Annotated in this window: 25 protein-coding genes; 18 read left to right on the top strand and 7 right to left on the bottom strand. The window is 71.2% G+C overall.

All coding sequences use genetic code 11. The annotated features are described in order from the left end of the window. Window positions 1-41 precede the first annotated feature (41 nt). Window positions 42-968 carry a hypothetical protein gene (locus VET29_RS11675; RefSeq protein ID WP_324919047.1) on the bottom strand — a complete coding sequence of 309 codons (927 nt, stop codon included), beginning with the start codon at window positions 966-968 and terminating at the stop codon, window positions 42-44. A gap of 163 nt (window positions 969-1,131) precedes the next feature. Here VET29_RS11675 and VET29_RS11670 point away from each other — a divergent pair, with 163 nt between their 5' ends. From VET29_RS11670 to VET29_RS11630, 9 genes are all read left to right on the top strand, one after another. Beyond that, complete coding sequence (locus tag VET29_RS11670) at window positions 1,132-1,683, top strand: carboxymuconolactone decarboxylase family protein (protein ID WP_324919045.1); 552 nt, start codon at window positions 1,132-1,134, stop codon at window positions 1,681-1,683. A 4-nt stretch (window positions 1,684-1,687) separates the two neighbouring features. Continuing rightward, the gene (locus VET29_RS11665) at window positions 1,688-2,485 is read left to right on the top strand and encodes a helix-turn-helix transcriptional regulator (RefSeq protein WP_324919043.1); all 798 of its coding nucleotides are present in this window, start codon (window positions 1,688-1,690) and stop codon (window positions 2,483-2,485) included. A 222-nt stretch (window positions 2,486-2,707) separates the two neighbouring features. Beyond that, complete coding sequence (locus tag VET29_RS11660; protein ID WP_324919041.1) at window positions 2,708-3,625, top strand: ABC transporter ATP-binding protein; 918 nt, start codon at window positions 2,708-2,710, stop codon at window positions 3,623-3,625. Further along, window positions 3,625-4,443: an ABC transporter permease subunit gene (locus VET29_RS11655; protein WP_324919039.1), complete on the top strand. Its 819-nt coding sequence runs from the start codon at window positions 3,625-3,627 to the stop codon at window positions 4,441-4,443. The genes VET29_RS11660 and VET29_RS11655 overlap by 1 nt, the downstream gene beginning before the upstream one ends. Window positions 4,444-4,480: 37 nt before the next feature. Further along, window positions 4,481-5,629, top strand: a complete 1,149-nt coding sequence (locus VET29_RS11650; protein WP_324919037.1) for a sensor histidine kinase — start codon at window positions 4,481-4,483, stop codon at window positions 5,627-5,629. Beyond that, window positions 5,626-6,285, top strand: coding sequence for a response regulator transcription factor (locus tag VET29_RS11645; protein WP_324919035.1), 660 nt, complete (start codon window positions 5,626-5,628; stop codon window positions 6,283-6,285). The genes VET29_RS11650 and VET29_RS11645 overlap by 4 nt, the downstream gene beginning before the upstream one ends. 52 nt (window positions 6,286-6,337) lie before the next feature. Beyond that, a complete protein-coding gene (locus VET29_RS11640; RefSeq protein ID WP_324919033.1) occupies window positions 6,338-6,718 on the top strand; it encodes a VOC family protein in 381 nt (126 codons plus the stop codon). Window positions 6,719-6,986: 268 nt separating this feature from the next. Further along, a complete protein-coding gene (locus VET29_RS11635; RefSeq protein WP_324919031.1) occupies window positions 6,987-7,280 on the top strand; it encodes a hypothetical protein in 294 nt (97 codons plus the stop codon). 66 nt (window positions 7,281-7,346) lie between these two features. Next, window positions 7,347-8,018, top strand: a complete 672-nt coding sequence (locus tag VET29_RS11630; protein ID WP_324919029.1) for an HAD family hydrolase — start codon at window positions 7,347-7,349, stop codon at window positions 8,016-8,018. A gap of 15 nt (window positions 8,019-8,033) precedes the next feature. On the opposite strand, the gene VET29_RS11625 is transcribed toward VET29_RS11630, so the two are convergent. Further along, on the bottom strand, window positions 8,034-8,966 hold the full coding sequence (locus VET29_RS11625) for a GNAT family N-acetyltransferase (protein ID WP_324919197.1): 933 nt from the start codon (window positions 8,964-8,966) through the stop codon (window positions 8,034-8,036). 324 nt (window positions 8,967-9,290) lie between these two features. On the opposite strand from VET29_RS11625, the gene VET29_RS11620 reads away from it, so the two are divergent. Next, a complete protein-coding gene (locus VET29_RS11620) occupies window positions 9,291-9,746 on the top strand; it encodes an ATP-binding protein (RefSeq protein ID WP_324919027.1) in 456 nt (151 codons plus the stop codon). 181 nt (window positions 9,747-9,927) lie between these two features. After that, the gene (locus VET29_RS11615) at window positions 9,928-10,971 is read left to right on the top strand and encodes an acyl-CoA desaturase (RefSeq protein WP_324919025.1); all 1,044 of its coding nucleotides are present in this window, start codon (window positions 9,928-9,930) and stop codon (window positions 10,969-10,971) included. Window positions 10,972-10,987: 16 nt separating this feature from the next. Here the strand turns inward: VET29_RS11615 and VET29_RS11610 are convergent, their stop codons facing one another. Together VET29_RS11610 and VET29_RS11605 are read right to left on the bottom strand one after the other, a co-directional pair. After that, window positions 10,988-11,155 (bottom strand): hypothetical protein, encoded by a 168-nt coding sequence (locus VET29_RS11610; RefSeq protein ID WP_324919023.1) that lies wholly within the window; start codon window positions 11,153-11,155, stop codon window positions 10,988-10,990. Between the two features lie 121 nt (window positions 11,156-11,276). Next, entirely contained in the window at window positions 11,277-12,464 is a 1,188-nt protein-coding gene (locus VET29_RS11605) for an NAD(P)/FAD-dependent oxidoreductase (RefSeq protein ID WP_324919021.1), read from the bottom strand. A gap of 100 nt (window positions 12,465-12,564) precedes the next feature. On the opposite strand from VET29_RS11605, the gene VET29_RS11600 reads away from it, so the two are divergent. Beyond that, on the top strand, window positions 12,565-13,248 hold the full coding sequence (locus VET29_RS11600) for a TetR/AcrR family transcriptional regulator (RefSeq protein WP_324919019.1): 684 nt from the start codon (window positions 12,565-12,567) through the stop codon (window positions 13,246-13,248). Here VET29_RS11600 and VET29_RS11595 read toward each other — a convergent pair. Genes VET29_RS11595 through VET29_RS11585 form a run of 3 tightly spaced genes read right to left on the bottom strand, consistent with a single transcriptional unit; the run spans window position 13,231 to window position 16,186 of the window. Further along, the gene (locus VET29_RS11595) at window positions 13,231-14,727 is read right to left on the bottom strand and encodes a tripartite tricarboxylate transporter permease (RefSeq protein WP_324919017.1); all 1,497 of its coding nucleotides are present in this window, start codon (window positions 14,725-14,727) and stop codon (window positions 13,231-13,233) included. The genes VET29_RS11600 and VET29_RS11595 overlap by 18 nt on opposite strands. A gap of 14 nt (window positions 14,728-14,741) precedes the next feature. Continuing rightward, on the bottom strand, window positions 14,742-15,221 hold the full coding sequence (locus VET29_RS11590; protein WP_324919014.1) for a tripartite tricarboxylate transporter TctB family protein: 480 nt from the start codon (window positions 15,219-15,221) through the stop codon (window positions 14,742-14,744). After that, complete coding sequence (locus VET29_RS11585; RefSeq protein WP_324919012.1) at window positions 15,218-16,186, bottom strand: tripartite tricarboxylate transporter substrate binding protein; 969 nt, start codon at window positions 16,184-16,186, stop codon at window positions 15,218-15,220. The genes VET29_RS11590 and VET29_RS11585 overlap by 4 nt, the downstream gene beginning before the upstream one ends. 255 nt (window positions 16,187-16,441) lie before the next feature. Here VET29_RS11585 and VET29_RS11580 point away from each other — a divergent pair, with 255 nt between their 5' ends. The 6 genes from VET29_RS11580 to VET29_RS11555 all read left to right on the top strand — a co-directional run bounded on the left by VET29_RS11580 (window position 16,442) and on the right by VET29_RS11555 (window position 22,030). Continuing rightward, window positions 16,442-17,260, top strand: a complete 819-nt coding sequence (locus VET29_RS11580) for an enoyl-CoA hydratase/isomerase family protein (RefSeq protein ID WP_324919010.1) — start codon at window positions 16,442-16,444, stop codon at window positions 17,258-17,260. A 24-nt stretch (window positions 17,261-17,284) separates the two neighbouring features. Then, the gene (locus VET29_RS11575) at window positions 17,285-18,403 is read left to right on the top strand and encodes a CoA transferase (RefSeq protein ID WP_324919008.1); all 1,119 of its coding nucleotides are present in this window, start codon (window positions 17,285-17,287) and stop codon (window positions 18,401-18,403) included. Window positions 18,404-18,429: 26 nt separating this feature from the next. Then, window positions 18,430-19,440, top strand: coding sequence for a LysR family transcriptional regulator (locus VET29_RS11570; RefSeq protein ID WP_324919006.1), 1,011 nt, complete (start codon window positions 18,430-18,432; stop codon window positions 19,438-19,440). A gap of 132 nt (window positions 19,441-19,572) precedes the next feature. After that, the gene (locus tag VET29_RS11565; protein ID WP_324919004.1) at window positions 19,573-20,379 is read left to right on the top strand and encodes an alpha/beta hydrolase; all 807 of its coding nucleotides are present in this window, start codon (window positions 19,573-19,575) and stop codon (window positions 20,377-20,379) included. After that, window positions 20,376-21,542, top strand: coding sequence for a PP2C family protein-serine/threonine phosphatase (locus tag VET29_RS11560; RefSeq protein ID WP_324919002.1), 1,167 nt, complete (start codon window positions 20,376-20,378; stop codon window positions 21,540-21,542). Before VET29_RS11565 ends, VET29_RS11560 begins: the two co-directional genes overlap by 4 nt. Before the next feature lie 68 nt (window positions 21,543-21,610). Then, a complete protein-coding gene (locus VET29_RS11555) occupies window positions 21,611-22,030 on the top strand; it encodes an ATP-binding protein (protein ID WP_324918999.1) in 420 nt (139 codons plus the stop codon). Window positions 22,031-22,418 lie beyond the last annotated feature (388 nt).

The following is a 22,418-nucleotide window of genomic DNA, read 5'->3' as shown; positions in this document are numbered from 1 at the left end:
GCGGTTGGTCTTGGTCGCGCCGGGTTCGCGGTCGTCTCCGGTCAGTCCTGGCCGGGGTCCGTGGCGTACACGGCCGCGGTCAGGTCGGTGATCCGGCCGGCCGAGTCCTGCCAGGACAGCGTGGTCGGTTCCAGCGTCAGCACGACCACGATCTTCTCGTCGTACGCGCCGACGGTGCCGGTGGTGTGCATGGCCCGGCTGGTGAGGTCGATGTCCGGATCGGCCATGGTGGCCGAGCGGGCGTTCTCGCGGTCGATCGCGGCGTTGGCCGCGCGCACCTCCCGAGTGTCGGGCACGGCCTGGACCTCGCCCTCCACGCATTCCTCACCGGGAGCGGGCGCGGCGCCGAACCCGGACCATCCCTGCTTGTACGCCCACGGGGCCGGCAGCGCGCCGCGGATCCCGAACGACTGGTCGAACCCGTCCGAGCCGCACTTGGTGGCCTGGTGCAGGTTCCCCATGATGAAGTCCCGGTACTTCGGGTCGGCCTGGGTCAGGATGTACTGGTAGGTCGTCACGACGTCGGCCGCGCTGATCGCGGTGTAACCCCACTTGCCGCGGGCGGCCGGCGGCGCGGTGTCGACCAGGCCGAGCTGGGCGGCCATCCGGACGACGATCTGCTCCCAGCCGTCCCGCACCCACAGCACGCTGGCCGCGTCGTCGTCGCTGGAGCGCAGCATCGGCTCCAGCAGCGCCAGGTCCTCCGGCGGGATCACGTAGTCCGGGCCGTGGGACTCCAGGTAGTCCAACGCGATGAACAGCTTCACCACCGACGCCGACCGGTACTGCTTGTGCTCGTCCCGGGCCGTCGTCGCCCCGGTCGCCCGGTCGAACACCACGTAGCTCGCCGTCATCCCGTCCGGGAGGTCGACCGCGGCGGACGCCGGCGAGGCGGCCGCCGCACCGGACATCATGACGACCGCGGCCGATCCCGACAGCAGCGCGCCCAAACGCCGAACAATCTTCATGTCATTGCCCCCAGGCAAGTTCGAGGAACAGAAGATCCACACCGTACCGGAAACCGATCTTGACGAGACAACCGACCCCGGTCTGTCACACGTTCGAGAAAGGTGCCGATCTTTACCTCCGAGGGAATTGGTTCGGCGTGGCGTCGGGCGAAGACTCCCTCCCATGACCGACTACGTGATCCACACCGAAGACACGGCGCCCGGCGACACCAGGCAGCCGCTCACGGTCCTGCGGGAGGCGTTCGGGTTCGTGCCGAACGGGGCCGGTGTCATGGCGAACTCCCCGGCCCTGCTGCACTCCTTCTTCTCCGCGTTCGGCCACTTCCGGGGCGGCGGCACCTTCACGCCCGCCGAGCGGCAGGTACTGCTGCTGTCCAACGCCGTCGCCAACGACTGCGCCTGGGCGGTCGCGTTCCACTCCGTGGAGGCGCTGGCGGACGGCGTCACACCGGCGGCGGTCGACGCGATCCGCCGGCGCGGACTGCCCACCGAACCGCGGTTCGCGGCACTGTCCACTCTCACCCGTTCGCTCATCGAGAAACGCGGCCACCTCGACGAGACCGACGCGACGGCGTTCACCGCAGCCGGGTTCGACGACGGCCAACTGCTGGAGGTGATCACCGGCGTGGCGATCTCGACGATGACCAACTACGCCGCCAACGTCGCCCGCCCGCCGCTCGAACCGCCACTGCGGCCGCACGCGTGGGCATACTGACCCGGTGTCGGATGTGGGTCCACTCCTGAAGCACTGGCGGAACGCCCGGCGGCTGAGCCAACTGTCCCTGGCCGCCGAGGCGGCCGTGTCGGTGCGGCATCTGTGCTTCATCGAGACCGGCCGCACGAACCCGAGCCGGCGGATGGTGCTCAGGCTCGCCGAGGTCCTCGACGTGCCGCTCCGCGAACGCAACACCATGCTGCTCAGCGCCGGGTTCTCGCCGGAGTACGCGGAGTCCACACTGGACGCGCCGGCACTCGCCGCGGTGCGTGGCGCGCTCGAGACCATCCTCGCGCAGCAGGAGCCCTATCCGGCCCTGGTGATGGACCGCGGCTGGGACATCCGGCACACCAACGCCGCGGCCGTGCGGTTCTTCGCCTTTCTGCGGGAGGGACACGCGGCCTCGCCGCCGGGGCCGGCGAACGTCCTGCGCCGGATGTTCCATCCGGACGGTGTGCGGCGGCAGGTGACCAACTGGCCGGAGGTCGCCGAGGCGCTGGTCCGGCGTGTCCGCAGGGAGGCGATCGGTGGCGTCGCCGACGAGCGGGCCCAGCGGATCCTCGACGAGGTGCTGGCCTACCCCGAGGTGCCCGCCTCGCTCAGGTCGCTCGACGCGAGCGCCCCGCAGCTGCCGATCGTGCCGATCCGCTACGCACGCGGCGACCGGCGGTTCGACTACTTCTCCACCGTGACGACACTGGGCACGCCCCAGGACGTGACGCTGCAGGAGCTACGCATCGAGTGCTTCTTCCCCATGAACGACGAGACCCGGTCGCGGGCACGCCAACTCGCCGGGGACTGAGGCACCGCGGTGCGCGCTCGACGGCCACCGCGGCGGTCGAATGCGTTCTCGTCATTCATCGACTTACCGGGGCGCATTTGCCGTGCACGGCGTTCGTGGCTTGACTGGCGGCCGTCCGTACCGCGGCCGCGGTACGCCGGAATGTCTGCGCCAGTACGACGATCTTGGGGTGGGTCCAGGCGATTCTCTCGAGGAACCACAACGACTCCCCAAGGAGAGAAGATGATCGAGGTGGAGAACCTCACCAAGCGGTACGGACCCAGGACCGCGGTCGACGGGCTCAGCTTCACGGTCCGGCCCGGGACGGTGACCGGGTTCCTCGGCCCCAACGGCGCGGGCAAGTCGACCACCATGCGGGTGCTCGTCGGCCTGGACGCGCCGACCTCGGGTGCCACGAAGGTCAACGGCAGGCGTTACCGCGAGCACCGGGCGCCGTTGCGGGAGATCGGGGTCCTGCTGGAGGCCCGCGCCGTGCATCCCGGTCGCTCCGCCCGCGACCACCTGCGGGCCGTCGGCGCCACGCACGGCATCGGCGCCAGACGGGTCGACGAGGTGGCGGAGATGGTCGGGCTCACCGACGTCACCCGCCGCCGGGCCGGCAACTTCTCGCTCGGCATGGGACAGCGGCTCGGCATCGCCGTGGCGCTGCTCGGCGACCCGCACACGGTGATGCTGGACGAGCCGGTCAACGGGCTCGACCCGGACGGCATCCGGTGGATCCGCCACCTGCTCAAGGACCTGGCCGCGCAGGGCCGCACCGTCTTCGTCTCCTCGCACCTGATGAGCGAGATGGCACTGACCGCCGAGCACCTCGTCGTGGTCGGCCGGGGCAGGCTCATCGCCGACATCTCGGTCGCCGAGCTGATCGAGTCCGCCGGGCGCGGGGTGCACGTCCGGACCCCGAGGGCCGACGACCTGGTCCGCCTGCTGACCGGCGACGGCGTGCGGATCACCACGGCCAGGACCGGCACGCTCGACGTCGACGGACTGTCCACCGAGGACATCGCGGAACGTGCTCTCGCGGCCGGGATCCCGCTCTACGAGCTCACTCCCCAGCGCGCGTCGCTGGAGGAGGCCTACACGGAACTGACCAGGGACGCCGTCGAGTACCGCGGCACGGCGTCGCGAGAGGCGGCCTGATGAGCACCGTCACGGTCGACGCGCCGGCGCGGAGCGAGGTCCGGTCGGGCCTCACCTTCGGCGGGGTGCTGCACAGCGAGTGGATCAAGCTGCGCTCGGTCCGGTCCAGCGGGCTGACGCTGCTGGCCGCGGCGCTCATGATGATCGTCACCGGCCTGATCTTCGCCGCGACCTTCGGTTCCGACAGCGACGGCGCCAACGGGGTGACCGACCCGACCGGCGTCACGTTGACCGGGGCCATGTTCGCGCAGCTCGTCGTCGGCGTACTGGGGGTGCTGACGGTGTCGAGCGAGTACTCGACCGGGATGATCAGGTCCACGCTGACCGGTGTCCCGTCCCGGTTGCCGGTGCTCGCCGGGAAGGTCGCCGTCGTCGTCGGCGCGGTGTTCCCGGTGATGCTGGCCACCGCGTTCGCCGTCTTCCTCGGCGGCCAGGCACTGATGAGCGGCAACGGCCACCCGAGCGCCGCGGTCGGCGACCCCGGGGTGCTGGCCGCGCTGGTCGGGTCCGCGGCCACGATGTCGGGCGTCGCGGTCATCGGGGTCGCGCTGGGGTCGGTCCTGCGCAACACCGCGGGCGCGATCTCCACGCTGGTGGCGGTCATGTTCCTGGTGCCCGGCCTCGGCAGCCTGGTGCTGCCGGCGTCCTGGCGCGACGACGTGCTGCGGTTCCTGCCATCCAACGCGAGCGACGCGTTCGTCAGCGTCGCACCGGGCCCGAACCTGCTCGGCGCCCCGGCCGGCGCCGCCGTGTTCGCCGTCTGGGTGGTGGTACCGCTGGTCGTCGCCGCGGTCCTGCTGCGCCGCCGCGACGCGTGACATGCCCAGGGTGACGGAAGTGACGGGAGTGTCCACGATGAACGGAGTCCGTGCACTGGCCCGGCGGCATCCGGTCGTCGTGGACGCCCTCGGCGCCGCGGCCCTCTACACGCTGAGCGTGGCCGACCTGCCCGACTCGGCGCTGGACGTCCGGACCCCGCGGGTGCTCGTCGTGCTGGCGGTGGTCGTCGCGGCGCTGGCGGTGCGCCGCCGGTGGCCACTGTGGACGCTGGGCGTCACCACGCTCGGTGTCGTCCTGGCGGCGGCGTTCGGCAGTGACCTCGAACCGTTCCTGGTGGCGGTGGCGATCGCGACGTACACGGTCGCGGTCCGCACCGGCCGGTGGACGGTGCCGCGGGCCGCGGTGCCCGTGGCCCTGTTCCTCGTCCTCGCGGTGGTCCTGCTGCCCGGTCTCAGCTGGGACGGCCTCGGCAGGTTCGCGTTCGTCGGGATGGCGGCCGCGGCCGGCGAGGCGGTGCGCAACCGCCGGGCGTACGTCGCGGCCGTCGAGGAACGCGCCGTGCGGGCCGAGCGGACCCGCGCGGAGGAGGCCCGGCGCCAGGTCGCCGAGGAGCGGCTGCACATCGCCCGCGAGCTGCACGACGTGGTCGCACACCACATCGCGGTGATCAACGTGCAGGCCGGCGCGGCCGGCCACCTCCTCACCGCCCGACCCGGCGCGGCGGCCGACGCCCTCGCGCACGTCCGCCGGTCCAGCCGGGCCGTGCTCGACGAGCTCGGTGGCCTGCTCAGCGTGCTGCGCAGGCCGGAGGACCTGGACTCCCCCACCGAGCCCGCCCCCGGCATGGCCCGGCTGGAGTCGCTGATGGCGACGTTCCGGGCGTCCGGTCTGGACCTGCGGTGGACGTCGACCGGCGAGGTGCGGGAGCTGCCCGCGACCGTCGACCTGGTCGCGTACCGGGTCGTGCAGGAGGCGCTGACCAACGCGCACCGGTACGGCACCGACACGGCACGCCTCGCGGTGGCCTACACGCCGGCCGAACTCGTGCTGGACATCGTGAACCCGCTCGGTCCGCGGCCGCGTGCCATCGGCAGCGGCCTCGGGCTGCTCGGCATGCGGGAACGGGCCGGCGCGGTCGGCGGCACCATCCGCGCCGGAGTCGAGCCGGACGGGCGGTTCCACGTCCACGTCACCCTGCCACTGCGACTCGGGAGGAACCCGTGACCATCCGCGTCCTGCTCGCCGACGACCAGGCGCTCATCCGCGCCGGGTTCCGCGTCCTCATCGACTCCGCACCGGACCTGGAGGTGGTCGGGGAGGCCGGGAACGGCCACGAGGCGCTGGCACTGCTCCGCACGACCCGCGCCGACGTGGTCCTGATGGACGTCCGGATGCCCGAGCTCGACGGTCTGGAGACCACCAGCCGCATCAGCGCCGACGAGGACCTCGCCGGCGTGCGGGTCCTCGTCCTGACCACCTTCGAGATCGACGACCACGTCGCGAAGGCCATCCGGGCCGGTGCCAGCGGCTTCCTTGGCAAGGGCGTCGAACCACCCGACCTGCTGGCCGCGATCCGCACCGTCGCCGCGGGCGACGCCCTGCTGTCCCCGAAGGCGACCAAGGCACTCATCAGCCGGTTCCTGTCCCAGTCCACGACGAACGAGACCACCCCGGCACAGCTGGCGGTACTGACCCAGCGCGAACGTGAGGTCGTCGCCCTGGTCGCCCACGGCCTGTCCAACGACGACATCGCCGCCCGCCTGGTCGTCTCCCCCCTCACCGCCAAGACCCACGTCAACCGGGCGATGATGAAACTCCACGCCCGCGACCGCGCCCAGCTGGTCGTGATCGCCTACCAGACCGGCCTCGTCCGGCGGTAGGCCCGGAAACCGGCCGGCTCGGCGGTTCCCGGGCCGGGAGTACGTTTCACCAATGGCATGTCGTGTCAGTAACCTCGTGCTCGGTTGCCGCGATCCCGAGACGCTGGCGCGGTTCTGGTGCGCCGTCCTGGACCTGGTCGTGCTCTCCCGCACGGCGGACGGCTCGGTGGGGATCGGTCCGCGCGAAGGGTTCGGCGGCCCGCGGCCGACACTGTTCCTCAGCCGCGCGGACGAGCCGGCGAAGGGGAGATCCCGGCTGCACCTCGACGTCAACGCCACCGACCGCGACCAGGACGCCGAGCTCGAACGCCTGCTCGAGCTCGGTGCGCGCCCGGCCGCCATCGGTCAGACGGGGCAGGAGCCGTGGCATGTCCTGGTCGACCCGGAAGGCAACGAGTTCTGCCTGCTCGCGGGCCGCCTCGACCCGCTGTGACGCCACCCGCGACCTACTGTTAACAATCCACTACGAGTGCGGGCAATACGTACTTTCTTCATCGGACACCGGCATTTGACGGCAGGTCAAACGCAAACGGTTGACAATTCAAGAAATGTTGTCGAGAAGTGTCAAATGACGTGAATTGTGGACCAACGGGAATTTAACATGCGACTGTCGCGAAGGTGGTAACGGCCGCGTAGAGTGGCCGATGGCGCCGAGTTGTGACCATGCGAAGGGCGGGAAACATCCGCGACAGGGAGCTGTCATGTCCGTGTCTGTCAACACCACATTTCTGCGCAAGCTGGGCAATGCTCTTCAGGAATGGGCCGAGGAAGTCGCGATCAGCACCGATCCCGAACTGGTCAACATGCCACTGTTGTGGATGATCGACCGAAACGAGATCCGGGGGTGTCCACCCAGCATGTGCCCGCCCGCGGAGGTGTCCGTCCGCCTCGCGCGGTGGGCACACGCCCTGGGCCTGAGGTCGCGGGAGAGAGCCGGCACGAACACCGTCACCTACGTCGGCCGGGTCGACCTCTGGCCGGTACGCCTGGGTTGAGCGGGCCGGCCGCCGCGCGTCGGGGCCGAGGGGTTGCGGGCCGCGAGAACGGGTAAACGCGCACACATGAACAAACTGGCCGTCGTCGACATCGACGGGACACTGGTCGACACCAACTACCACCACGCGATCGCATGGGTACGCGCGTTCCGCGACGTGAAGGTGGTCGTGCCGGCGGTCAAGGCACACCGCGCCATCGGCATGGGCGGCGACCGGCTTGTCACCGCGGTCGCCGGCGAGGATGTCGAGGCCGAGCACGGCGACACGGTCCGCGAGGCGTGGGCGGCCCACTTCGACGAGATGCTCGACGAGATCGAGCCGCTCGCGGGCGCCCACGAGTTCCTGGCCGCGCTGCGGGCGGCCGGCTACACGGTGGTGCTGGCCAGCTCTGGCAAACCGGACCACATCGAACGCTACGTCGACCTGGTCGGCGCACGCGACCTCGTGCACGGGTGGACGACCGCGGAGGACGTGTCGGACACCAAACCCGCGCCGGACCTGCTGACCACCGCCATGGACAAGGCCCCGGACCCCGGCGCCGAGGCCGTCACCATCGGCGACTCGGTGTGGGACTGCCAGGCCGCCAAGAAGATCCACGTGCCGAGCGTGGGCGTGCTGACCGGCGGCTTCGGCGCGGGGGAGCTCACCGACGCGGGCGCGGCGGTGGTCTACGAGGACCTGCCGCGGCTGTGCGCCCACCTCGACGAGCTACCCACCGCCACGCCCGTACGGGACTGACCCGGCCGCCCTGGGTCAGGGCCAGTACATGGTGATCGCGCGTTCGAAGTTGACGTACCCGGCGCGCTGGAAGGCGTTCGCCATGGGCGTGTTACCGAGATCCGTGGCCGCCCGGATGCGTGGCACGTCCTGCGCGGCGAGTACCCGGGTGCCCTCGGCGAGGATCTCGTCGATGTAGCCGTTGCCCCGGTGCGCCGGCAGTACCGCGAGGTAACCCATGACGGGGTTGTAGTCGTTGCGGCCCGGGGTCACGAACCCGACCGGCTCGCCGTCCGGCAGCGTCGCGACCCGCCACCACTCCCGCGGGCTCCGGTATCGGGCGAGGTCGTCCTCGTAGTGCCTGACCGCCGCCTCGCGGGGGGACATCCGGATCAGGTCGTCCCTGCTGTGCACGTCCAGCGTCCCCTCCAGGACGAGGGTCATCAGGGTGAGGATCTCCTCGGTGTCGCGGACCGGCCGGAACACCAGCCGGCCGCTCGGCTCGGGCACCGGCGTCCCGGGATGCCACTGGAAACGCAGCCGTTCGACGAACAGGCGGGCGCCGGTGCGTGCCAGGACGCCCATCCGGTCCTCGACCACGCGCCTGGACACCTGGCGCCAGTCGGGTGGGACGTCCCGGTTGTACCTGGGCCGGCGGGCGCCCGCGGGGACCACCTCGGTCATGGCGGTCCGCAGCAGCCGCACGCCGGCGTCCACCCGGTCCGGCGCGTCGTCGTCGAGGTCGAGAACGTCCAGCAGGTACGGAGTGTCGTCGCCGGCCCGGCCCCACCAGGCGACCCTGGCCAGCAGGTGGTCGCCGCGCAGGGCGACCCACAGCCATCCCGGGCGCCGCCGGCCGGCGGCGAGGTCGTCGGCCAGCTCCTCGTCGAGGACGTAGGGCAGCCGGTTGAAGAGGTCGAGTTCTTCTGGCCCGGTGATCGGGTGCATGGTCAGGTCGGACTGTTCCACGGTCAAGGCACGCTCCAGGGAAGGCGCCCGCTCGCTCCGGGGGTCAGACGCGGTCCGCGCCCCGGGAGGACACAAGCGCGGTGATCTTGGGAATCATCGGTTCGTCCCTCCTCTCCGGTGTCGTGGCCATCGGTCCGGTCGACGGCCTCCGGCCGCAACAACTATCCGACCGCCGTTCCTCGACGCAAACGCTTTTCGCGCCTCGTGGTGACGGTGACCTGCCGGACTGTGACGCGCGTTGAGCGGGTGTGTGGCCAGGGGCGCGTCCGGGTACCACCACCTCGCACGAACGGTAATCCTTCGACCGGACCCAGAGGACTCGTGATGCAAGACGGCACGCCGGAGAGCGCTTCCGACCGGCCGACGGCCAGCCTCGACCTGCGTGGCACGAGTACGCGTGCGCTCGGCGAGGTACGGCGGTGGATCGGCGCGCAGCTCGCGAGACTGAGCCGGGACCGCATCACGGACGTGATCCAGGTCGCGGACGAGCTGACGGCCAACGCGTACGAGCACGCCGGCGGTCCGTGCATGATCCGGGTCACCCATCGTGCGGCGTCGTGCTCGGTCCTCGTCGAGGTGGACGACGACGATCCCGCCAGCCCGACCCTCGGGCGCTCCCGGCACGGCCCCGACGCCTACCGCGGCCGCGGCACGATGCTGGTCGACCAGCTCTCGTGCTCGTGGGGAGTCCGCCGGCCCGCGTTCGGACACGGCAGGAAGACCGTCTGGGCGGAGATCTCCTACGCCGGAGAGCAAGGGTCGTCCACCGGCCGGCGGTGACGCCCGCGCCCGAGATCCGAAGTTTGGCGACCCGCCCGCCGGGCACTCCGGGACCAAGCGCCCGAGACCTAGGCGACGACGTCATGTCGGGTCGGGCAGAGGAAACTCCAGGCAGCACGCTGTCATCGCCCTCGATGTCCGGCCCGTTCTCGAAGCGGAGCTCACCGGGCGGTTCATGATCATGACTTCGACCAGTTCAGCACCCGCGGTCGCTCAGCGGGACCGAGGGAGCGACTTCGCGGCACTGTCCCACGAGGTTCGCCGCGCCGGCCTGCTCGATCGGCGGCGCGGCTACTACGTGACCAGGATCGTGCTCAACCTCGCCGTGCTCGTGGCCGGGTGCGCGGCGTTCGTGGCGATCGGCGACTCGTGGTGGCAGCTGTTCATGGCGGTGTTCTTCGCCGTGTTGTTCACCCAGCTGTCGTTCATCGGGCACGACGCCGGGCACAAGCAGATCTTCCGCACACGCCGGGCCAACGACGTCGTCGGCCGGCTGCACGGCGGGCTGGTCGGCCTGAGCTACGACTGGTGGGTCGGCAAGCACACCCGGCACCACGCCAACCCCAACCACGAGGACGACGACCCCGACCTCGACATCGCGGCACTCGCGTTCACCCGTGGGCAGGGCGGGGCCAAACGCGGGTTCCTGCGCTGGATGGCCAAGCACCAGGCCTACCTGTTCTTCCCACTGCTGCTGGCCGAGGGCCTGAACCTGCACCTGTGCGGCATCCGGCACGTGTGGCGCGGCGGCGGTGAGCCGCGCCGGCTCGAGGCCGGCCTGCTCGCCGCCCACTTCGCCGGCTACCTGACCGCGGTGTTCGTCGTGCTCTCACCGCTGACCGGGATCGTGTTCATCCTCGTGCACCAGGGTTTGTGGGGTGTCTACATGGGATGTTCCTTCGCGCCCAACCACAAGGGCATGCCAACCCTGGCGAAGGGCCACCAGCTGGACTTCCTCCGCAGGCAGGTGTTGACCTCCCGCGACGTACGCGGCGGACGCTGGGTCGACTTCGTCCTCGGTGGACTGAACTACCAGATCGAACACCACCTGTTCCCCAGCATGCCCCGCCCCAACCTGCGCCATGCCCAGGCACTCGTGGAGAGCTTCTGCGGCCGCCGCGGCATCGACTACGCGCAGTGCGGACTCCTGCGCTCCTACGGGTACGTCCTCAAGCACCTGCACGAGGTCGGCGCCCCACTCCGGCAGCGGGCCGCGCGGGACTGAGCGGGCCGGCGGCAAGTCACTTGTCGGGCGCCGGAGACAGGAACACGATCAGGAACGTCGCGACGGGGCCGAGCAGCAGCGAGATCAGGAACCAGTTCAGGCCGCTGCGGTTCTTACCCTGGGCGAGTCCCGCATTGATCAGACTCAGTGTTCCCCAGCCGGCATAGTAGCCAGTGTTGATCATGTCTGCCTTCCTGGTCGGTGCGTGCATGGACCGGGTGTAGACAGATAGCAGACCGGCGAGGGTCACGCACCGCCGACCCGTCCGCCGACCGCTCGTGCGGCCAGGCCGCCGCGGTGCGTGGTCAGCGGTTCTCCTTCGTGGACTGGAAGATCCGTGCGAACGGTCTGGTGATGGTCGCGGCGATGCCCATGGCCTTGAAGAACACGGCCATCCGTCGCGGCGGGCCGTCGACGAACATCATGCCGAGGCCCTTCTGGGACATCGCGGCCGATTTGGCGCCACGCGGGAACATCTTCTTCTCGTAGTGGGCGAGCGCGGTTTCCAGGTCGGGTTCGGCCAGGATCGCCCGCGCGAGGTCGGCGCCGTCGATCAGCGCGATGTTGGCGCCCTCACCCGCGAACGGCGACATGAGGTGCGCCGCGTCGCCGGCCAGGGTCACCCCGGGACGCCGCGGCCAGGTGAGGCCGGTCGGCAGCGCGTAGATGGGCCGCGGCCAGATGGTGTCGTCGGACGCGCGGATCAGGTCGGTCAGGGCCGGGGCCCAGTCGGGATACTCGCGCAGCAGCCCCGCGCGGGCGGATTCCGGGTCGTCCCAGTCGATTCCGCTCTCGTCGACCCAGTTCTCCGGCACGCGCAGGCCGCACCCGAGCGCGATGGTGTCACCGCCGTGGCCGCCGAGGTACTTGTTGTCCGACAACGAGAAGAAGCTCCCCCGCCCGGTGAGCGCGAGCGCCTCCGGGTGTCTGGTCGCCGCGTCGGTCAGCCGGATCTCGACGACGGTGATACCGGTGTAGGCGGGCTTGGCGGACGTCAGCAGCGACCGGATCCGCGACCACGCGCCGTCCGCGCCGACGACGAGATCGGCCCGGACCACGGAGCCGTCCGCGAACTCCAGCTCGTGTCCCCCCGGGACGGGCCGCGCGGCGACGACCTTGCTCCCCCAGACGATCGTGCCCGGCGCCAGCGACTCGACGAGCAGCCGCCGCAGCTCGGCCCGGTCGATCTCCGGCCGGCCGTTGCCACCCGCGGGTTCCCGCTTGTCGATGTACACCCGCCCGCTCTTGTCGAGCAGGCGCATGTCCTCGCCGCCGACGTGCGTACGAGCGAGGAACTGCTCGTAGAGACCGGCCTCCCGCAGCGCGAGCTGACCGGTGTCGTCGTGAATGTCGAGCGAGCCGCCCTGCTGGCGGGCGTCCGGTGTCGCGTCCGCCTCGTAGACCGTGACGGACGTTCCGTTCCGCTGGAGAATCCGCGCGCAGACGAGACCGCTCAGACCCGCGCCCACGATGGCGATGTCACGTGCAGCCATGGTCACCCCTTATCGTCAACCTCTCCACGAACACTATTCGTCGCGAACACTGTTCGTCAAGGAGTTGCCGAACATAGTTCGTCACGAATACTGTCTGCCGGTGCCCCAGCGTGATCCCTTCCGTGCCTCCGAGGTCGAGAGCCGTCGCACCAGACCGGCGAAACCACCGCTGAGCAGGGACGCGATCGTCGAGGAGGCGCTGCACCAGCTCACCGCCGAGGACGGCGGCGCCATGAGCCTTCGGAAGATCGCGAAGGCACTCGACACGGGCCCCGCCTCGCTCTACGCCTACGTGGACGACATGAGCGAGCTGCGGGCGCTGGTCCTCGACCACGCGCTGGCGGCGGTCAGGGTCGACGACGCCGAGGGGCCGTGGCGCGACCGTCTCGAAGCGCTCCTCCGCTCCTACGGCAAGGTCCTGGCGAGCAGCCCGTCCCTCGCCCAGATGGCCTTCCAGACCACCGCGGTGGGGCCCAACGCGTTGCGCATCGCCGAGACCCTCCTGGAGATCCTCGCCGAGGCCGGTGTCGACCGGCCGACCGCGGCATGGGCAATCGACATGCTGACGATGTTCGTCACCGCGGTCGCGGCCGAACACGCGCACGGTGCGGACCCGGGAGCACCGGACGGCGCGGTGGCTCAGGCGATCAACCGCGCCCCGGCGAGCGAGTACCCACGCGTGCACGCCGCGCGGGAGGAGATCATGTCCGGCACCGGCGAGGAGCGGTTCGCCTGGTCGCTCGACGTCCTCGTCCGCGGCATCCTGTCACGCGCGCAGTCCTAGCGGACGCCGGCTCCGCCACCGCCGCCAGGCCGACAGGGCCACGGTCGCGACGACGAGGCCGAGGATCACCATCGTGACCGGCCTGCCGACCACGTACCCCGGGTCGCCGTCGGAGTAGGCCAGGGTCTGGCGCAGCGAGGTCTCGAGGGTGGGCTGGAGGACGACCGCGAGCACGAACGGCGCCAGGTTGAACCCCACTCGCCGCAGCACGAACCCGAGCAGGCCCGCGACCAGCATCACCACGACGTCGAACATCGAGTTGCCCTCGGCGTAGACGCCCACGACGCACAGGCCGATCACGAGCGGCATCAACGCCTGGGGCGGGATCGAGAGCAGGCGGGTGAACAGCCCGACGAGCGGCAGGTTCAGCACCAGCAGCATCAGGTTGGCGATGTACATCGCGGCGATCACGGTCCAGAACAGCGCGGGCTGGTCGTGGATGAACGTCGGCCCTGGCACGATTCCGTTGAGCAGCAACGCGGCCAGCACGAGTGCCATCGTCGGCGCGAACGGGATGCCCAGCGCCAGCAACGGGATGAACGCCGCCCCGGCGGCCGCGTTGTTGGCCGCCTCCGGACCGGCCACCCCCTCGACCGCTCCCCTGCCGAACTTCTCCGGGTGTTTCGAGATCTTCCGCTCGGCGACGTAGGACGCGAACGTGGACAGCACCGCGGCCGGGCCGGGCACGAGGCCGAGCAGGAAGCCGATCACCGAGCCGCGGACCGCCGCGGGCGCGGCCTCCCGCGTCTCCTGCCTGCTGGGCAGCAGCTCCCGCAGCCTCGGCGCCCGGACGGGTTCCGGACGCCACCGCCGGCCGGCCATCGTCAGCACCTCCGCGATGCCGAAGACCCCCATCACCAGTGCCGTGAAGCTGAAGCCCTCGGCCAGGGTGCTCGAGCCCATGGTGAACCGCAGGTCGCCGCCGGATGGGTCGATGCCGACCGTGCCGACCGCCAGCCCGGCACAGATCATCACGATGGCCTTCGCGGTGGAGCCGGTCGACAGGGCCGCCAGCAGCAGCAGGCCCGCGACGCACAGGGCCAGGTACTCGGGTGGACCGAGCTCGACGGCCACCCCCGACAGCCACGGGGCGAACATCATGAGACCGAAGATCGCGATGGTGCCCGCCAGGAACGACGAGACGGCCGCGACGGTCAGCGCGGGCCCCGCCCGGCCCCGCCTCGTCATCTCGTACCCGTCGAGCGCGGTGACCACCGACGACGCCTCACCCGGCACGTTGAGCAGGATCGAGGTCGTCGACCCGCCGTAGGTGGAGCCGAAGTAGATGCCGGCGAACAGGATCAGCGAACCCGTCGGGCCCAGCTGCGTGGTCATGCCGAGCAGGACGGACATCGCGCCGATCGGCCCGATGCCGGGCAGCACCCCGACCACCGTGCCGAGCACCACGCCGGCCAGTGCGAGGGTGATGTAGGTCGGGTCGGCGAACGCGGCGAAGCCGGCCCCGAGGTCGTCGAACACGTCCCTGCCTCCGATCAGACCAGGCCGAGCGTGCCGGCCGGCAGGGGGACGTACAGCCAGTACACGAAGATCAACCAGGTGGCCGCGCCGAAGGCGACGCCGAGCAGGACGGCGCTCCACCACCGCGAGACACCCATGGTCCTGGCGATCAGGACCAGTGCGACCGACAGCGTCACGACCATGCCCACCGTCTCGCCGACCGCCGGCACCAGCAGCGCCGCCCCCAGCACCCCCGCGATGCGCCACCAGTGCACGTCGCCGTCGTCGTCTTCCTCGGCGGCGGGCACGGTGTCGCGCCGGCTCCGCACGAGGACGGTGCCGCTGGCGGCGACCAGCACGAGCGCGACGACGAACGGGAAGAACCCGGCCCCGGTGTCCCCCACCGAGCCGAGGCCCTCCCCGACCGCCAGCGCGCCGTACAGCAGGCCCAGCACGAGCAGCGAACCCGCCGCGACGACGTCCGGCCGGACCCGCGGGGAGCGCGTGGTGCTCACTTCGGTGGCGCGAGGAGCTTGGCGGCTTCCTCGGACTTCAGGCTCAGGCGGTTGCTGGCGGACTCACCGTCGAGCCCGCTGACGACGAGTCCCAGCTCGTGCGCGGCGTCGGCGAACTCGACGCTGTTGACGGCGGCGTCCACCACGTCGGCCAGCTTCTTCCGCGCGTCGTCGGGCAGTCCCTTCGGGGCAACCACCACGTTGTAGGCCTCCCACTCCAGGTCGACGTCCTGCTTGCGGAAGGTCGGGATGTCGCGAGCGAGGTCGACCGGCGCGACGGACGCGACCCCCAGCACCCGGAGCTTCCCGGCCTTCAGCTGCGCGGTCACGCCGGCCAGCTGCATGACACCCACGTCGAGGTTGCCGCCCAGCAGCGCCGTCGTGGTCGCCTGGTCGCCGTCGAACTTGATGTGCTTGAACCGCGTGCCCGTCAGCTGCTCGAACTTCTGGGCCGGGACGGTGTAGTTGAGCGGCCCGTCGCCCATCGTGATGGTCTCCGGCTTCGCCTTGGCCGCCGCGACCAGGTCCCCGACGTTGCGGTACGGCGAGCCGGCGGGCACCGCGAACAGCACGGGCGACGTCGTGACCTCGCTGAGCACGGTGGCCGACTTCGGGTCGTAGGAGACGTCCTCGGTGAGCGGGACCAACGTCAGCGGGCCGTCGGGCAGGATGCCGACCGTGTAGCCGTCCGGCTTCGCGTTGAGGACCGTCGTGGTGCCGACCGACCCCGCGCCGCCCTCCTTGTTCACCACCTGCATCCGCCTGCCGAGCTTGCCCTGCTTGTTGATCACGTCGACGAGGGCGCGGGCCGTGGCGTCGATGGCGCTCCCGGCCGGGTACGGCACGACGACCTGGACGTCCCGTGCCGGATACGCGCCCCCCGCCGGCCTGCCGCACGCGGCCAGCAGGCCGACCGCGACCAGCGCGACCAGCGCGACGCGCCTCCGGACCGAGCGAACACTCATCGAGGACCTCCTGTATGTCACGTGGCCGTGGGTGGCACAGTTGACCGCGCGTGACGATGTACGTCAAAGACGTGATCGCAACAGAACCCATTGCGAACGACAATGAGTCATTCATTGCGTCCGGCAATGTGTCGTGCTTCGTTTTGCTCTTTGACGCATCAGTCGGGCGGTGCCCACGATGTGCCGCATGGATCTTCGGTACCCGGCGGCGGCGGTGGACTCACGGCAGGAGATCCGTCGGGGGCCGGCGAAGCGATGAGCGGTGGCTCCGGGACCGTGCTGTTCTCACTCGACGGCGGCGTCGGCACGGTGACCCTCAACCGCCCGGAACGCCGCAACGCGATCTCCTGGCAGCTCGTCGAGGACCTGCTCGCGGCACTCGACCTCGCCGGCAGGGCACGCGAGCTGCGGGTCCTGGTCGTCACCGGCGCCGGGAAGGACTTCTGCGTCGGCGCCGACCTGGCCCGCGTCGGTTCGGACCGCGCACTCGACCAGGAGACCCGCACGTTGCGCGGCCGTTCGGTGGCCGACGACCGCGCGCGGCTGACCCAGGCGTCGGCCATCACGGAGACGCTCGTGTCGTTCCCGATGCCGACGATCGCCGCCGTCAACGGGGCCTGCGCGGGTGCCGGGCTGTCCATCGCGCTGGCCGCCGACTTCCGCCTCGCGGCCGAGGACGCGGTGTTCAACACGGCGTTCGTCAGTGCCGCGGTGTCCGGCGACCTCGGCAGCGCCTGGCTGCTGACCCGTGCCGTGGGCGGCGCCCGCGCGCGGGCGCTGCTCCTCGACCCGGCGCGGATCACGGCCGGGGAGGCGGCCAGGCTCGGGCTCGTCACCGAGACCGCGGCCGACCTGCCGGCCCGGGTCGGCGAGCTGGCCGGCAGGCTCGCCGCGCGGGCACCCATGGCGATGGCGCACGCGAAGCAGAACCTGGCCGACGCCGGGTGGACCACGCTGCCCGACTACCTCCGGCGCGAGGTGCCCCGCATGGTCGACTGTGCCCGCAGCGGGGACGCCCGCCGGGCGGCGCGGGCGTTCCTGGAGAAGCGCCGACCGGAGTTCACCGGAGAGTAGGAGTGGCATGAAAGGCAGGGCGGCATGACCCTCCCGCTCGCGGGGATCCGCGTCGTCGAGTTCGGGCACTACATCGCCGCGCCGGCGGCGACCCAGCTGCTGTCCGACCTCGGCGCCGACGTGGTCAAGGTCGAACCACCGGCCGGCGACCAGGCCCGCGGCATCGGCGCGTACGGCGAGGGCATCGTCCTCGCGTACAACCGCGGCAAGCGCTCGGTGGTACTCGACCTCAAGCGCGAGGACGACCGGAACACCGCGCTGGAGCTGGTGGCGGCGGCGGACGTCGTCGTGCAGAACCTGCGGGCCGGCACCCTCGCCCGCCTCGGCCTCGGCCCGGCCGACCTGCGGGCGGACCACCCCGGACTGATCTACGTCTCGGTCAGCGGCTTTCCCGCCCGGGGGCCCTCGGCGCACCGGGCCGGCCTCGACATCGCCGGGCAGGCCGAGAGCGGCCTGATGTCGGTCAACGGGGAGCAGGACGGCGACCCGCTCCGCGTCGGGTTCCCGATCGCCGACGTCACGGCCAGCTACGCGGTCGTCCAGGCCGTACTCGCCGCGCTCGTGCGCCGGGGACGCACCGGCGAGGGTGGGGTCGCCGAGGTCTCCCTGCTGGCGGCCGCGATCCACCTGCAGTCGGCGATGTGGGGCGAGTGGCAGGTCACCGGCCGGGAACCGCGGCGCAAGGGCAACGGCCAGGCGACGGTGGCACCGGCGGCCGACCTCGTGCACACCGCCGACGGCACCATCGTCCTGTCCGCCTACACCCCAGAGCACTTCGCGCGCCTGTGCCGGCTCATCGACAGGCCGTGGATGCTCGACGACCCGCGGTTCGCCGACAACCCCTCCAGGGTCGCGAACCGCACCGCGCTCCTGGCGGAGATCACGGGGGCGCTGGGCATGCTGGACACCGAGAAGTGCCTGGGGTTGCTGGCCGACCACGGCATCGTCGCGGCGGAGGTGCGCGGCTACCGCGACGTGGCCGAGGCGGCGGACGTGCGGGCCGGCGGGGTAATGACCACGGGCATCGGGCCGGACGGCGACCGGTACGTCATCCCGTCCCTGCCGTTCACGCTCGACGGCGTCGCGCCCCCGGCGGACCGGACCGTGCCCCGCCCCGGGGCCGACACACCCGGCTGGTCATGACCCGCACCGGGCGCTTGGATCGCACCATGAACGTCCGCGAGCTCGAGTGCTTCCTCGCCGTCGTCGACCAGGGCAGCATCACCCGTGCAGCGTCCGCACTCTACCTGGCGCAGCCGTCCCTGTCCCAGATCATCCGCCGCCTGGAGACCGAGCTCGGCGTGGAACTGTTCCGCCGGGTCGGCCGCGGGCTGGTGCTGGCCCCCGCCGGCGAGGCGCTCGTCGGCCCCGCCAGGCAGGTCCTGCGCGACCTGCAACACGCCCGCCAGGTGGCCGAGGGCTACCGCGGGCTCGAACGCGGCCGGGTCGACGTGGCCATCTCCCCCACCCTCACGTCGAACTTCCTGGCCGCGTGGGTCGGTCACTTCCGCCGCAAGCACCCTGGGCTCACGGTCCGCCTCACCCAGCACAGCGGCGACTCCGACGAGATCGCCGCCCTGATCCGGTCGGGCGAGGCCGAGCTCGCCTACACCGTCACCTCCATGTCGCGCCAGGGCATCGACTGCGTCCACATCGGCGACGGCGAGGTCGTCCTCGCACTGCCACCGGGCTGGCGCACCGAGTTCCCCGACCCGGTACCCGTCAAGCTGCTGGACGGCCTGCCCATGATCGTCGACCGCGGCTTCGGCCGCACCTACCTCGACTCCCTCCGCGAGACCAGCGCGATCGAACCCGTCGTGGTCGTCGACACCAGCGAGCCGGCCGGCCTCGTGCCGCTGATCATCGCCGGCGCGGGGGCGGCGCTCCTGCCGATGCGCCAGGCACTCGACGCCCGCCGGCGCGGCGCGAGCCTGCGCCTGATCGAACCGTTGACCCTGCGGCCGATCTACGCCATCACGCCCACGACCCCGCTGTCCATGCCGGCCAACAGGTTCCTGGAGCTCAGCAGGGAGAACCTGGACCGCTGGCACCAGGCCGTCACCAGACGCACCGGACAGGGCATGACACTGCTGGAGGCGGCCGTCGACGCCGACGGCGCGATCGAGGCCGCGTACCGGCGCCTGCGGGAAGCGCCGTACCAGCCCACGGTCTCGCCGTAGCTGCGCCGCGCGCCCTGGGTCCGAACCGGCCGCCACGCCGGCCGCGCACGGTCGCGCACGGTCGCCGTCCGCGGCGTTGTCCGCGGCCGGTGAGCCGCGTCCGGTTATCGGACCAGGCGAAACAGTGACAGGATGGCCCGTGTGGACGTCGTCGCGCGGAACAACGTGGCCGTCACCGGGCCGGTCGGTGCCCCGGTCGTGGTGCTCGCGCACGGCTTCGGGTGCGACCAGAACCTGTGGCGGCTCGTCGCCCCCCGGCTCGCGCGGGACTACCGGGTCGTGCTGTTCGACCATGTCGGGGCCGGCGGGTCGGACCTGGCGGCGTGGTCGGCCCAGCGGTACTCCTCGCTGGACGCCTACGCGGAGGACGTGCTGACCCTCGTCCATGAGCTCGACCTCCGGGACGTGACGCTGGTCGGGCACTCCGTCAGCGCCTCCATCGCCGTGCTGGCGGCCGTCGCGGAGCCCTCCCGGTTCGCGAAGCTGGTGCTGTTGACCCCGTCACCGTGCTTCCTGGACGACGGCGACTACCACGGCGGATTCTCGGCGGCGGACATCGACGAGCTGCTGGAGTCACTGGACAGCAACTATCTCGGCTGGTCGGCAGCGATGGCCCCGGTGATCGCGGGCAACCCGGACCGGCCGGAGCTCGGCGCGGAGCTGACCAACAGCTTCTGCCGCACCGACCCGGGCATCGCACGGGTGTTCGCGCGCGCCACGTTCCTGTCGGACAACCGGGCCGACCTGGCCCGCGTGACGGTGCCGACGCTGGTCGTCCAGACCGCCGAGGACGCGATCGCGCCGCGGGAGGTCGGCGAGTTCGTCCGCGACCAGATCGCCGGCAGCAGGCTCGTGACCCTGGACGCGGTGGGGCACTGCCCGCAGCTGTCCGATCCCGAACCGACCGCGGCCGCCATCGCGGCCTTCGCCGGGCCGTGACCGACGACCGCGAGCTCGACGCACTCCTGCACGACAGTGCGGAGGACCTGTACGAGCACGCGCCGTGCGGGTACCTGTCGACGACGCCGGACGGCCGGATCGTCAAGATCAACCAGACGCTGCTCGGCTGGCTGGGCCGCACCCGCGCGGAGGTGGTCGACCGGACGCGGTTCCCCGACCTCCTGACGGTCGGCGGCCGTCTCTACCACGAGACGCACTTCGCACCGCTGCTGCGGATGCAGGGCTCGCTCAGCGGCATCGCCCTGGACCTGCGGACGGCGTCCGGCGAGCGGCTGCCGGTGCTGGTGACGTCGGTCGTCAGGACGAACTCGGCGGGCGAGCCGAGCCTGATCCGGACCACGGTGTTCGACGCGCGGGACCGGCGGGCCTACGAGCAGGAACTGCTGCGGGCGCGGCGCGTGGCGGAGCAGGAGCAGGCGCGGGCCACGGAGTTGGCGCGTACCCTGCAGCGCACGCTGCTGCCCCCCGTGTTGCCCACGGTGCCGGGGTTCTCGGTCGCCGCGCTCTACCACCCGGCGTCGGTGGACCAGGTGGGTGGCGACTTCTACGACCTGTTCCCCCTTCCGGGTGACCGGTGGGGCGTGTTCGTCGGTGACGTGTGCGGCAAGGGCGCCGCGGCCGCGGCATTCACGTCCCTGACGCGGTACACCCTGCGCTCGGCGGCCGTGTACGACGACGATCCCGTGATGGTGCTGCGCAACCTCAACTCGGTGCTGCACCAGGAATGGTGCGACACCCGGTTCTGCACGGTCGTGTTCGGCATCGTGACGCCGGCATCGAGGGGAAGCTGCACGGTTACGCTGGCGAGTGGGGGTCACCCTCCCGCGCTGCTGCTGGGTGCCGACGGGTCCGCCGCCTACCAGCACACACCGGGTGGCCAGCTGCTCGGGATGTTCGCCAGCGTGCACATCGCGACGACCGTGGTGCGCATGGCCAAGGGTGACACGCTGCTCCTGTACACGGACGGCCTGACCGAGGCCCGCGTGGACGCCGCCCGCAACCGCCTCGGCGATGACGCGCTGCTCGACTTCGCGCGGGCACACGCCCCGACGACGGCCGGCAAGCTCGTCACGGACCTGACGACCATGCTGTCCACGCTGATGGTCGACGACGACGTCGCCGTGCTCTGCCTTTCGGCATAACGGTTCCGCGTTCACGTGTGTGCGACCCCGCGGCGGGTACTCACCTCCTGCGGGGGTGAGGAGTCGATGTGAGCCGCGGCGGCAAGGCTGAGGCAGTCAAGGGAGAGCTACTTTTCGACAGAGCTCTCTCGCCAGGAGAACTGGGTCCGCTGCGCACACTGCTCACCGACTGGACGAACGCGGAAAGCCTCGACGCGGACATGGTCAACGCGATCGTGCTGAGCGGCTACGAGGTGCTGGCCAACAGCGTCGAGCACGGCTATCCGGGGCACGGCGGCGGCCCAGTCGAGCTGTACGCGGACCACACGGGCGACCTGGTCACGGTCACCGTGGTGGACCACGGTGGCTGGTGCACACCGCCGACGGACCCAGGGGTCCGCGGCCGGGGTCTCAGTCTCGTCCGCGGTCTCACCACCACCGCCGACGTCGCCGGATCCGACCACGGCACGACGGTGACGATGACGTGGCGAGTCGCCGCGAACGCCTAACACACGAAAAAATTCGCCAAAACGGCCGGCAGGACAACACTTTCGATTTCGAGCGGCTCTTTTGTGAATTCGACGCAGTAGGGTGGCCGCGGACACGAACGACTGGCGAGGAGGCAATGCGGTGGACGCAGACCGCCGCGCCCGGTTGCACGAAATGCTCGACGGTCGCGCCGGTGTCGCCGAAAGGTTGCGCGGAGTCTGCGAGTTGTGTGTCTCGGAGTTGGCCGTGTCAGGAGCCCGCGTGCAGGTGCTGGGCGGTGTCACGGCGGACGGCGGTGGTGCGCTGGTGTACGCGACGGACGAGCTGGGTCTGCGGTTGGAGGACCTGGCCGTGACCTCCGGAGTCGGCCCGTGTTTCGACGCGTTCAACCACCGCCATCCACTCCTC

Source organism: Actinophytocola sp. (genome assembly GCF_035634895.1).
Classification (GTDB): domain Bacteria; phylum Actinomycetota; class Actinomycetes; order Mycobacteriales; family Pseudonocardiaceae; genus Actinophytocola.
The sequence above is the reverse complement of the archived record's forward strand: the minus strand, read 5'-3'. Positions and strand labels throughout refer to the sequence as shown.

Coding starts and splice junctions, on each gene's coding strand:
- VET29_RS11675 (WP_324919047.1), bottom strand. CDS start 968: ATGAAGATTGTTCGGCGTTTGGGCGCGCTGCTGTCGGGATCGGCCGCG.
- VET29_RS11670 (WP_324919045.1), top strand. CDS start 1,132: ATGACCGACTACGTGATCCACACCGAAGACACGGCGCCCGGCGACACC.
- VET29_RS11660 (WP_324919041.1), top strand. CDS start 2,708: ATGATCGAGGTGGAGAACCTCACCAAGCGGTACGGACCCAGGACCGCG.
- VET29_RS11655 (WP_324919039.1), top strand. CDS start 3,625: ATGAGCACCGTCACGGTCGACGCGCCGGCGCGGAGCGAGGTCCGGTCG.
- VET29_RS11650 (WP_324919037.1), top strand. CDS start 4,481: ATGAACGGAGTCCGTGCACTGGCCCGGCGGCATCCGGTCGTCGTGGAC.
- VET29_RS11640 (WP_324919033.1), top strand. CDS start 6,338: ATGGCATGTCGTGTCAGTAACCTCGTGCTCGGTTGCCGCGATCCCGAG.
- VET29_RS11635 (WP_324919031.1), top strand. CDS start 6,987: ATGTCCGTGTCTGTCAACACCACATTTCTGCGCAAGCTGGGCAATGCT.
- VET29_RS11630 (WP_324919029.1), top strand. CDS start 7,347: ATGAACAAACTGGCCGTCGTCGACATCGACGGGACACTGGTCGACACC.
- VET29_RS11620 (WP_324919027.1), top strand. CDS start 9,291: ATGCAAGACGGCACGCCGGAGAGCGCTTCCGACCGGCCGACGGCCAGC.
- VET29_RS11615 (WP_324919025.1), top strand. CDS start 9,928: ATGACTTCGACCAGTTCAGCACCCGCGGTCGCTCAGCGGGACCGAGGG.
- VET29_RS11610 (WP_324919023.1), bottom strand. CDS start 11,155: ATGATCAACACTGGCTACTATGCCGGCTGGGGAACACTGAGTCTGATC.
- VET29_RS11605 (WP_324919021.1), bottom strand. CDS start 12,464: ATGGCTGCACGTGACATCGCCATCGTGGGCGCGGGTCTGAGCGGTCTC.
- VET29_RS11585 (WP_324919012.1), bottom strand. CDS start 16,186: ATGAGTGTTCGCTCGGTCCGGAGGCGCGTCGCGCTGGTCGCGCTGGTC.
- VET29_RS11580 (WP_324919010.1), top strand. CDS start 16,442: ATGAGCGGTGGCTCCGGGACCGTGCTGTTCTCACTCGACGGCGGCGTC.
- VET29_RS11575 (WP_324919008.1), top strand. CDS start 17,285: ATGACCCTCCCGCTCGCGGGGATCCGCGTCGTCGAGTTCGGGCACTAC.
- VET29_RS11570 (WP_324919006.1), top strand. CDS start 18,430: ATGAACGTCCGCGAGCTCGAGTGCTTCCTCGCCGTCGTCGACCAGGGC.
- VET29_RS11565 (WP_324919004.1), top strand. CDS start 19,573: ATGGCCCGTGTGGACGTCGTCGCGCGGAACAACGTGGCCGTCACCGGG.